A 10,215-nucleotide genomic window follows, 5' to 3' on the forward strand; every position below is an offset into this window, starting at 1 on the left:
TGTGCCGCTGGTGCCTTCATGGACACCACCTTTGCCACCTTTACCGCCGCCCGTACCGCCTCAGCCACCGGAGCCTCCAGAGCCTCCAGAGCCGCCTGTGGATGACCTCGCCGACGATGGCCCACCGGATCCGGACAAGGATCTTCCAGAGGACGGGGATCAGGGCGATAACGACCCTAGGGCTTTGCCTGAGGCCCCTGAGCGCCTTGCACCGCCGGGAAGGTTCGGAGGTGCCCGTCGAGGACTGGGTGACTACGCGAGCAATGGCGATCGAACCAGCTTGCGAAGAAGCCTCGGTGATTACGTCCGACAGGGGTATGGCGGGGCGAAAACTACGACAGCACGCTTTGGTGGAACCGCCGCAATCGCGGGCGTGTTCAGCAACACTTTGGAGGCCATTGCGCAGGGCGATCAGTCGGCGCCGGGTGCGCTCGATCCTGCCCTTTGGAGTGGTCGCTCGGCTTCTGAAGTGATGGATGCTCTGGTTGAAGCGGTACGTCCGGTCGATGGCACGCAGGACGCCGAAGCTGAGCGTGCCTCCATCAGGGGCTCGCTTTCGGATGTGCTTGTGCGATATCCCGATGCTGACCTCCTCGATCTATCCGCTGAACAGCGGGCATTTGCGATTGAGCGTTTCACTGCGATGGATGTGTTTCATCGATATGAGCTCGACTTGGGGAAAACCGTCCAGCAAAAAGCGGACTCCGCAACGATCGCCATGCGTCGACTGAAGGAGATCAAGGACTACATCAAAGAGTCCGTTTCTGCTTCGTTCCGCAAGATTGCTGCCACGGGTGCTCGTTTGACGTCAGGCCGGATTTCCGAGGTTGTCCGGGCAGCCCTCCAGGAAACCTTTGAAGTGTTTGAGGGGTACGTAGAATGAAGTTCGTATGCGGCCCAGCGGGTTTTCGCGTGCCTGGTGATGATGGCGCGATGCAGGTTGTGATCTACGGAAAAGCTGAGCAGGGGCAGGTTAGCGTTGGCGGATACGCCCGAGAGCTGATTGATAGAGCACACCTGGAGATCAGTCCGCGCGCTTGGGATTTCCTGAGCATCGCGCTTTCAGTCGTCGCGGCAGACTTCACTGCGATCCGAGCGAAGAGCGCTGATGGGTGGACGCGAGTGATCGAGTTGGCGATCTCTGTCCAGGATCCAGTGTTCTGGAATTCGCAGGCACGTGGACTAGAGAACGCATTGCGTTTCCTCACTACAGACAAGTGGACGCTGTCATTTCACCCAGGTGGATTCGGGCCGCCTGCACAGTTGCAGGCTCTTCATCCGACCGAGGATTCGGTGGTGCTGCTTTCAGGGGGGCTCGATAGCCTGATAGGTGCCATTGATTTAGTTGCACAAGGCGTGAGGCCCTACGCCGTCAGCCAGATTGTTCGGGGGGATGGGGAAAAACAGGATCACTTTGCCCAGAGCCTCGGGCTATCCAGGATCGGACTTAACCACGTCACCCGGTCTCCCGATGCACAAAAGCCTTCCCAGAGGGCCCGCTCGATCATCTTCCTCGCGTTCGGACTGGCAGTAGCCACTTCGCTTGATCGTTACCACCGTGGCGAAACGGTGCCGCTGTATATCTGCGAGAACGGTTTCATCGCGATCAATCCGCCGTTGACGTCCTGTCGGTTGGGTAGCTTGAGCACTCGTACTGCGCATCCTGATTATCTCGGGCGGCTGCAAGAGATTTTCAACGCTGCCGGCATCAATGTACGCATCCACAACCCCTATGCTCTGAAGACGAAGGGAGAGATGTTGGCCGAGTGTCGTAACCAGGATCTGCTGAAGCTGCATGCCATTGCATCAACCAGTTGCGGACGATTCCAGCGTTTTGGGTACAAACACTGTGGTCGATGCGTCCCATGCCAAGTGAGACGGGCTTCGTTCAAGCGGTGGGCGGCGGTGAAAGATGACACGCCATATGTGCATGAAAATTTGGGCCTCAGGGACAAGCAACACGCCTGGTTTGATGATGTGCGCTCGGTTGGAATAGCCTTGGCCAATGTGGCAGAGAATGGTTTCGAGGAATGGTTGGGCCATAGTCTGTTCTCCCCGTTTATTCAGGATCGCGCCGGTTACAGGGCAATGCTTGCCCGAGGTTTGGACGAGCTTGGGCAGCTTCACCACAGCTATCAGCTGACTTAGTCGGCCTGCGATCCTGCAACTGAGTGAGCGTATACTGCCGCTCATGTTGCAGGAGTACACATGAGTTCGTTGCCAATCAATTCCGCTTTGCCGGCCCTTCTGAAAGCTCTGAGCGAGCGTGATGAAGTGGTGCTCCAGGCACCACCCGGCGCGGGTAAAACCACCCGCGTACCGCTTGCCTTGTTAGATGAGCCTTGGCTTCAGGGTCAAACCATCATCATGCTTGAGCCTCGCCGGCTTGCTGCGCGAGCTGCAGCCGAGCGTATGGCGAACGAGCTGGGTGAGAAAGTAGGTGAGACGGTTGGGTATCGGATTCGCCTAGAGAGTAGGGTGGGCCCGCGCACCAAGATCGAGGTCGTCACGGAGGGGATCCTTGCTCGCCGGCTACAAGATGATCCTGCCTTGGATGGTGTGGGTATAGTCATCTTCGATGAGTACCACCTGCGTAACCTCGACTCAGACCTTGCACTGGCTCTGTGCCTGAGTGGCCGCGAATTGCTGCGCGATGAGTCTCCGCTGAAACTGCTCCTGATGTCCGCCACCCTGGAAGGCGCTCGCCTTTCAAAGGTGCTGAATGATGCGCCTGTGGTCACCAGCGAAGGGCGGATGTATCCGGTCTCGACGGTTTGGGGTAGCCCCTATCAGCCGGGCGAGCGAATCGATGCGCGAGTCACGGACACCTGCTTGGCCGCCATCAACGAACAGTCCGGAAGCGTTCTGGTTTTTCTTCCTGGGCAAGCAGAAATTCGGCGGGTGGCAGAGACCCTCAAAGAGCAGTTGAGCAGCCGTGGCGAGGTGATCGTATGCCCTCTGTACGGTGACCTCGATCTGAACGCGCAGCGAGCTGCCATAGACCCCGCACCGAAGGGCTCTCGAAAGATTGTACTGGCCACCAACATCGCTGAGACCAGCTTGACCATCGAAGGCGTCAGGGTGGTTGTGGACAGTGGTCTTGAGCGAGTGCCGAAGTTTGATCCTCGCAGCGGGATGACCCGACTCGACACGCAGCGTATTTCGAAGGCCAGCGCTACTCAGCGAGCGGGGAGGGCGGGGCGTTTGGAGCCAGGTGTTTGCTATCGCCTCTGGTCGGAGTCGCAGCACGAGCAAATGGCGGGCTACAGCACCCCTGAGATCCTGCAGGCAGATCTCGCAGCCCTAGCACTCCAGCTGGCCCGGTGGGGAATGAAGCCGGAAGATATGACTTGGTTAGATCAACCGCCATCCGCCCCTTTTGGGCAAGCCAGAGATCTGCTGAAGCGCCTGGGCGCACTCGACGATGCTGGTCAGATCACACCGCATGGTTCGGCCATGAGTGAGCTCTCAGCGCATCCACGGATCGCTCACATGCTCATCAAAGGCAACGCGATGGGGCTGGATGACCTTGCGTGCAATATCGCAGCGCTGCTTGGTGAGAAGGACATCCTGCGTGGAGCAGGTGCCGACCTTCACACCAGGCTGAGTGCTTTGTCTGGCGAGCAGCACTTACGTCGAGGTGGTGGCTCATTCCAGAGAGTGAAGCAGTCTGCTCGGCAGTACCGATCCCATCTGCGTGGGAAGGCCTCCATCCCGGTTTGCGAGCTCGATCACCCGCGATGGGTGGGATGCCTACTGGCGTTCGCGTACCCTGATCGAATTGGCCGCCAGAGGCGTGCAAGTGCATCCGAGTACCGTCTCTCCAACGGGCGGGCTGCCGTGTTCTCAGAGCCTGATGCTCTCACCAAGCACGAGTGGCTGGTAGTGGCCGATCTGGGTAGCCGGCAAGGGCAGCGTGAGGAGCGGATCTACCTGGCAAGTGACCTTGATCCGGCCCTGTTCGATGACGAGCTGGCTTACCGTGTGAGTTCTGTCGATCAGGTCGACTGGGACGAAAGGGAGGGGGTACTCAAGGCTGAGCGGCAGTTGAAGGTGGGTCAGTTGGTGCTGTCCACAACACCCCTGCTAAATCTTGATGAGCAAACCCGTTCGCTTGCCTTGGTCAACCTAGTGAGACGGAAAGGCATCGAGCTCCTGCCTTGGAACCCTGAGCTGCGGCAGTGGCAAGCGCGGGTCGATCTGCTGCGTCAGCTCGATCTTCAGAATGGGCAGACAGAAACCAAGTGGCCTGATCTCAGCGATAACAACCTCCTGGACACGCTGGAGGAGTGGCTCACGCCGTATCTGAGAAAAATCACGAGGCTCAGCCACTTCAGCCAGCTGGATCTGTCTTCGATAGTTAGAAACCTCCTGCCTTGGCCGCTCCCACAGGATTTAGAGGTTCAAGCGCCGCAGACGATTCAAGTACCTTCTGGTTCGAACATCCGCATTGATTATTCAGAGTACCCGCCAATCCTTGCTGTGCGACTACAGGAGTTGTTCGGGCTGACCGAAACGCCTCGGATTGCTCGGGGGAAACAGGCCCTGACACTGCATTTGTTGTCGCCGGCTCGGAGGCCTGTACAGGTCACCCAAGATCTTGCCAACTTCTGGCGGAGTACCTATGTGGAAGTCAAGAAAGACCTCAAAGGTAGATATCCAAAGCACTTTTGGCCCGACAATCCTTTAATCGCAGAAGCGACAGCTAAAGCCAAGCCCCGAAGGTCATGAGTGTCCAAGTAATCCCCAGCCTTATTGGCGGCTGACCGCTTCGCTGCCGATCCAGTAGCAGATGCGGCGAAAAGGTTGAACTAGGCGCGTCAATGCTATATATGCAGCTCCGATGAGGGCACTTGGGTCACCCCGGCTGACGCTAGGTCATGTCGTGTTTCCTCCCCACCGATTACAGCTATGGGAAGCACGCGATGTTTGAGATAGGAAGCCTGCCAGATTGGGACAATATTGCTGGTATTACGAGCGGCGTGCTCGCGCTAGGCGGAGCTCTGCTGGGAGTGAAGAAATTCGTCAAGAGGGCTGGGGCCAAAGCCGGTAGTGAGGCGACGGGAGCACGTGAAGAGGCTGCGTCTCACTCGACTTCTGGCAATCAAAGCCCGGTAGTGGCGAATAACACGGGCAACGTCAACGTCAGCTACAACACCACCTACCATAATCACCCGCCAGTAGAGTCGACGCCGCCTAAGTCTGAGCCAGAGTGTGACATTCCGGGGCGTTGGAATCGCCAGCGGGCGATTGAGCTGTGCATGCAGCATCTGAACGCGGCGGATTGGAATGGCTACGATCCTGACCTGGAATTGCCGCTGGAGCACAACGTCATTGATCAGTATTCCTTGCCTTACAGCAATCGTGGGGAAGGGATGGTCGTTTTGTTTTACACGAAGACGGAAGGGCATGACTACCACGCATGTGCCCCGCACGTGAGCATTTTCGAATTCGAGAAAGTTGCAAAAGGGTGGAACCTGATTACAGAAGACATCGCCGTCTTCCGGGGAGGCGTTTGGGGTGGGCCGCCTCAGGCTAGCGTTCAGCTCATCTCGGGTGAGCGGTACGCCGTGATTTTCCGAGATGGGGACATGCACCAAGGTTGGTGTGTTGAAGCATCAACTATTCTTGCGAAGCTGGGCGACACCTTCACTCGCCTGCTCTTCATGATAACGGCACAAAGCGATGCGGACGGTAACGGGTGGTCGAGCGAGCTCACCTTCAAAGACAATGGCGAGGCGTTGCGCGATCTTGAAGTCCGGCGCAAGCCCGATGAGGGCTCCACGAACTTTGTATTCCTCGATGGGCGGGAAGAGTTGAAGCATATGGTGGCCGACTACGACGATAACATCCGTCCATACGACCTTTTCAAGTTTAACGGCATCTCCTACACATACTCCCCGGCCATCAATTAAAGGCCACGTTCTTCTCCGGAAGGCGAGCGAGAGTGCCGGGCTTGTCGGCGACATCCTAGACAAAACGGGCTGTCGCCGCCCAGGCTGCATCGAAACTCTCCAGCGCACACTAGCGCACCCCCAAACCACGCGATTGCTTCCCCATGTCTACGGCAAAGGCCTGGCGTTGGTCTTCCGACGGCACGATGGCAACCATTGCGGCGCAACGCCCGGCCAGCCTGGCCCTGTTCTTCCTGAACCAGATACCGCGTGTTCTGAAGTCCTCGGCTGTTTCGTTCAGCGTGTCCTGGTGGTAGGTCACAATGAAAATTTTGCCGCTGACGAGCAGCCCATCCATTTCCATAAAGGTCAAGTCGATCAGTGCGCCGACGCCCTTGATGCGCAGGGTGGTGGTGAGCGGGGATGGGCTCTTCGGCCTCAGGCCTCTCCTCCCGGCACAGTGGGTCAAAGTGTCCCTGCCGTCCAAAACACATCACCAGGTTGGGCGCGCCTTCACCATCCGGGCCTTAGATGCTGACAAGCACGAGCTGACTTTCAATATCGCCTTGAGCTCTATTGGAGGCTGAGGCATTGGCTATGTAGGGTTGTGCGGCATCGAATGGGCATGGGTACCCCACAACTCCCTTTCTAGCCAGGCAGTTCTTTGAGCCAGTAACGCCTGACAGTCGCTTCAGGCAAACCCAGCGCTCGACTCACCTCCGCCTTCGACATGCCACTGGCCTTGAGCTCTAGCACAGCTCGGATTCGGTCTGGACTGCTGGGTTTGCCTCGCGTGCGCTTTACCAGCCCTTCACCAGCGTCCCAGTGCCTCTTCAGGCCCTGCAAGCCTCCCTCGGCTATGAAGCCCTCCAAATCCTTCGAAGCCTTCGCCATGACATCGATAGGTGATGACCCATCCTGGAGGGCCTGACACAGTGCGACCAGAGCCACGAGGTCGAAATCTAGGCTCAGCGCGATCTTGCTCAGCTTGACCAAAGAGACCTGCGTTTTCCCCTGCTCCAATCGCGACAGATTGGCTTGGGAGCTGATCTCGGCAAGCTCCTCCTGAGCCGATCCTCTCAGGTCGCGCAGAGCTCGGACTATTGCTGCTATCTCGTTCTGCATGCTGAGCGCTCAAAACGAAGAATAGGGCCACAGCGCCATGCGTCGATAAATATCGAAAGCTGGCAATAATGGCGCTCATCGTTTATCGTGGGCCTACAGATGACAGCCTCGCCGCGTCCGGGCGACCGGCCAGGGAGTGATCAATTTATTAGAAAGTCGACGTCAGCAGGCTAGGGATGAAGCTTCACATACTGTCTGATTTACATTGTGAGTTCGCCGATTTCGTCCCCCCTGTGGTGGACTGTGACGTGGTCGTATTAGCCGGCGACATCCACGTGAAGTCCAGGGGGGCCAGATGGGCCAGCCTGGCCTTCAGCACGCCTGTCGTCTACGCCATGGGCAATCATGAGCACTACAGCGGGAATATAGATCGAACTCACAGCAAGCTGCTTGACGCTGCTGAGGCGCACGTCCACGTCTTGGAAAATCAGGTTTTAGAGTACGGTGATGTGCAGTTTCTCTGTGCTACGGCTTGGACAAGCCTGGCCGCGACCGGAGACCCAGTAGCTGCTTCTTGGTGTGCTCGTGACTCACTGAATGACTTTCGCGCTATCCGTGTCGGTGAACAGTATCGGCGTTTGCGCCCTGACGACCTGATCGCGAGAAATCGAGAGACGAAGGAGTGGTTAGAGGCTCAGCTGTCTCTGCCATTCAACGGTAAACGTGTAGTTGTGACTCACCATCCGCCTCTTATGAAGTTCGTGAGTGACCAAGGAGCCGATCCTCACTTGCGAGCAGCCTATGGAAACAATTGGGATGGCCTGATGGATTTCAAGATCGATCTATGGATCTTTGGCCATACCCACGAAGCTGTGGATGAGGTTGTTAATGGCGTCCGGTTTGTGAGTAATCCTCGTGGTTATCCCACCGAAGAAACTGGCTTTCGGCCAGACCTAGTTGTCAGTGTATGAAGACTGATTGGGCTGCCGTCGTTTAGCTTTTTCAGTAAGTGAGTAGGTTTCAAATTAGAACGTGATGGAGAATCCATGAGTTGTCTGAATTCCCAGGACTGGACAGCTGAGGGCGGAATACGACTGCCCAGTCTGGTGTCAGCTAAGTTGGCGATTGCGCAGGCCCATGATTGGGGGGCACTAGTGGACGCGTACCTGGTAGATGCAGCTGAAGTTGGCGATCGTTTCGTTGCGTATGTGTATGGCGATCTTTCAGGGCAACTGGTTGATGGGATGACAATTGTCACACCCCCTAGTGAGGTGATAGCAGAGGTCGAAGGCATGGCGTTATTGCGGACAGTGTCAGGCAACGATCATTACGTCATGGTCAGCCGATTGCCTGCCGCCGCTTGAGTGCCCCCGCGTTGTCGAGGCCGCTGTCTCAGCCTGCTTCATTGGGCCCACCGTCATCTAATCCATTAATAGTTAATGTGTGTTTAAGGGAAGAAGCATGTCCGAGTTAAAGAAGCTGACATTGACTGTTAAGAACTATGATGCTCAAGCGAGCGGTGATCTAGACGCTCTCTATCGACGTGTTAGATATGAAGATGAGCACGGCGCTACTCTCTATTTCAAAGAGGTTGTGATGCTGAAGTACCTTGTGAAGCATGGTGCTTTGGCGACTGATGTTCCGCGAACTTGGTACTATAAGCATGCCTCAAAGAAATCGATAATTGTTGTCGCTTTTGAGAAGGCTGGTGGGAAAGTTGAGTGCGACTTGGATGATCTGCGAATTATTGCAAGGTCGACTTTGGTAAAGGGTGTGGTTATTTCGCTAGCAGCGGTTCCAGCTGGGATTATTGCTGCAACGGCAACCTTTGGAGTTGGGCTTGTCATTATTCCTATGTTTTTGTGGTATGGGTACAGGAACGTCTTCAAGCTTCCGAAAATGCTGGGTCGAAAAACGCTGGTGGATGAATTTTCAAAATTTGGCGTTACTCTTCGGTAGCTTGGTTTTTTAGTTGTTGAACTTGATTCTCGTTAGAGTGGCTGGCTGTCTTGCGAACGCTGAACAGCGAAGGAAACTCAGATGAAGACCAATGCCGTTATCTTTGACGCCTTCGGAACGCTGGTCGAGATACAGCAGCCGACACATCCGTTTCGACAGTTGCTGCGAGAAGGGCGACGCCAAGGCCGCTTGCCTCGCGCTGATGACATTCGAATGATCATGACCCGTTGCCTTTCTCTAAGAGAGGCTGCGCTGTCCTTTGGTATCAAGATCTCGCCCTCCCAACTCGCATTTCTTGATCAATGCTTGGAGGAAGAGCTGGCAAGCATTCAGCCTTATCCAGACGCGGTTGAGGCCGTTGGGCTACTGCAAGCTGCAGGGGTGAGACTGGCCGTATGTTCAAACCTGGCAATGGCCTACGGCCCCGTAGTGGAAAGGATTTTCCCGCACCTTGGGGCCTATGGTTTCAGCTATCGCATTGGTGTTATGAAACCGCATGCCGCCATCTACCAGCAAACCTGCGATCTGCTTAATGTCTGGCCAGAAAATGAGCTCAGTGGTCAGAGGCGGATCGTCATGATTGGCGACTCAGAAAGGTGTGATCGGGATGGGCCTGGCCAGGTTGGTATCAAGGGTTACCTGTTGCGCAGGAATGGAGACGGGGCTTCCAATCTTTCCCACTTTTCACGATCAGTGCTGAGTGATAGGTAGCTGCGAGCAGATCTTCAATTCGATGGTAAGCGTTGCGTCTGAGCTAAAGGGCCGCGCCACGAGGTGGCCCTGCCGGGATGCCCCCTGCACAGAGTACGAGGGGCGACCAGACCAGTATCACCAGAGGGTGAAGCATGAATGAGCTTAGGATTGTCGGGCGATGTGTTCGCTCCCCGATTGGCTGCTGGAGTGCTAGGCATCGCTGTTTTCAGACGCGTTACGAGCAGGTCTTCTCAATCGCACTTGAAGTGTTTGGAAGCCGAAAGAAGGCGCAGCGATGGCTTGTAAGATCTGTAGCAGGTGTAGGCCGTCAGACACCCTGCAGGGTGCTGTGCACACCTATGGGATTCACAATTATCCATGACGAGATTATGCGGCTTGATCACGGCATACGTGCCTAATCCCATTTAGCCAGTCATTTGGCAGGGAGAGCAAGGCTCGTAATAAAGCTTATTGCTACTAGGCTCTGTACGTAAACCCAAGAAATACGATTTTCTGTAAAATACACCGCCATTAAAGCCAGGAGGCCAAGATGGCAAAGCGGTATGAACTCCCCGACGCAGCCTGGGATCTGGTTGCAGATATC

11 protein-coding genes are annotated in these 10,215 nt (G+C 56.0%); 9 read left to right on the plus strand and 2 right to left on the minus strand.

Annotated features, from left to right (window positions below; genetic code table 11):
* Positions 1-97: 97 nt before the first annotated feature.
* The 4 genes from qatB to BLL38_RS21330 all read left to right on the plus strand — a co-directional run bounded on the left by qatB (position 98) and on the right by BLL38_RS21330 (position 5,915).
* Positions 98-883 (plus strand): Qat anti-phage system associated protein QatB, encoded by a 786-nt coding sequence (qatB, locus tag BLL38_RS21315; RefSeq protein WP_223816884.1) that lies wholly within the window; start codon positions 98-100, stop codon positions 881-883.
* Entirely contained in the window at positions 880-2,148 is a 1,269-nt protein-coding gene (gene qatC / locus BLL38_RS21320) for a Qat anti-phage system QueC-like protein QatC (protein ID WP_076964226.1), read from the plus strand. Before qatB ends, qatC begins: the two co-directional genes overlap by 4 nt.
* 60 nt (positions 2,149-2,208) lie before the next feature.
* The gene (gene hrpB / locus BLL38_RS21325; protein WP_076964227.1) at positions 2,209-4,731 is read left to right on the plus strand and encodes an ATP-dependent helicase HrpB; all 2,523 of its coding nucleotides are present in this window, start codon (positions 2,209-2,211) and stop codon (positions 4,729-4,731) included.
* Positions 4,732-4,925: 194 nt separating this feature from the next.
* Positions 4,926-5,915, plus strand: coding sequence for a hypothetical protein (locus BLL38_RS21330; protein WP_130898251.1), 990 nt, complete (start codon positions 4,926-4,928; stop codon positions 5,913-5,915).
* 109 nt (positions 5,916-6,024) lie between these two features.
* Here BLL38_RS21330 and BLL38_RS21335 read toward each other — a convergent pair whose 3' ends face one another.
* Together BLL38_RS21335 and BLL38_RS21340 are read right to left on the minus strand one after the other, a co-directional pair.
* Positions 6,025-6,363, minus strand: a complete 339-nt coding sequence (locus tag BLL38_RS21335) for a hypothetical protein (protein WP_130898252.1) — start codon at positions 6,361-6,363, stop codon at positions 6,025-6,027.
* Between the two features lie 179 nt (positions 6,364-6,542).
* A complete protein-coding gene (locus BLL38_RS21340; RefSeq protein ID WP_060548092.1) occupies positions 6,543-7,019 on the minus strand; it encodes a helix-turn-helix domain-containing protein in 477 nt (158 codons plus the stop codon).
* A gap of 176 nt (positions 7,020-7,195) precedes the next feature.
* Here BLL38_RS21340 and BLL38_RS21345 point away from each other — a divergent pair, with 176 nt between their 5' ends.
* The 5 genes from BLL38_RS21345 to BLL38_RS31980 all read left to right on the plus strand — a co-directional run bounded on the left by BLL38_RS21345 (position 7,196) and on the right by BLL38_RS31980 (position 10,030).
* On the plus strand, positions 7,196-7,930 hold the full coding sequence (locus BLL38_RS21345) for a metallophosphoesterase (protein ID WP_060548093.1): 735 nt from the start codon (positions 7,196-7,198) through the stop codon (positions 7,928-7,930).
* Between the two features lie 75 nt (positions 7,931-8,005).
* The gene (locus BLL38_RS21350) at positions 8,006-8,323 is read left to right on the plus strand and encodes a hypothetical protein (protein WP_033901845.1); all 318 of its coding nucleotides are present in this window, start codon (positions 8,006-8,008) and stop codon (positions 8,321-8,323) included.
* A gap of 97 nt (positions 8,324-8,420) precedes the next feature.
* Positions 8,421-8,918, plus strand: a complete 498-nt coding sequence (locus BLL38_RS21355; protein ID WP_076964230.1) for a hypothetical protein — start codon at positions 8,421-8,423, stop codon at positions 8,916-8,918.
* An 81-nt stretch (positions 8,919-8,999) separates the two neighbouring features.
* Positions 9,000-9,629: an HAD family hydrolase gene (locus BLL38_RS21360; RefSeq protein WP_076964231.1), complete on the plus strand. Its 630-nt coding sequence runs from the start codon at positions 9,000-9,002 to the stop codon at positions 9,627-9,629.
* Between the two features lie 134 nt (positions 9,630-9,763).
* Positions 9,764-10,030 carry an antitoxin Xre/MbcA/ParS toxin-binding domain-containing protein gene (locus BLL38_RS31980; RefSeq protein WP_076964232.1) on the plus strand — a complete coding sequence of 89 codons (267 nt, stop codon included), beginning with the start codon at positions 9,764-9,766 and terminating at the stop codon, positions 10,028-10,030.
* Positions 10,031-10,215: the final 185 nt, after the last annotated feature.

The sequence above is a fragment of the Pseudomonas gessardii genome (genome assembly GCF_001983165.1).
In the GTDB taxonomy this organism is placed as follows: Bacteria; Pseudomonadota; Gammaproteobacteria; order Pseudomonadales; family Pseudomonadaceae; genus Aquipseudomonas; species Aquipseudomonas gessardii.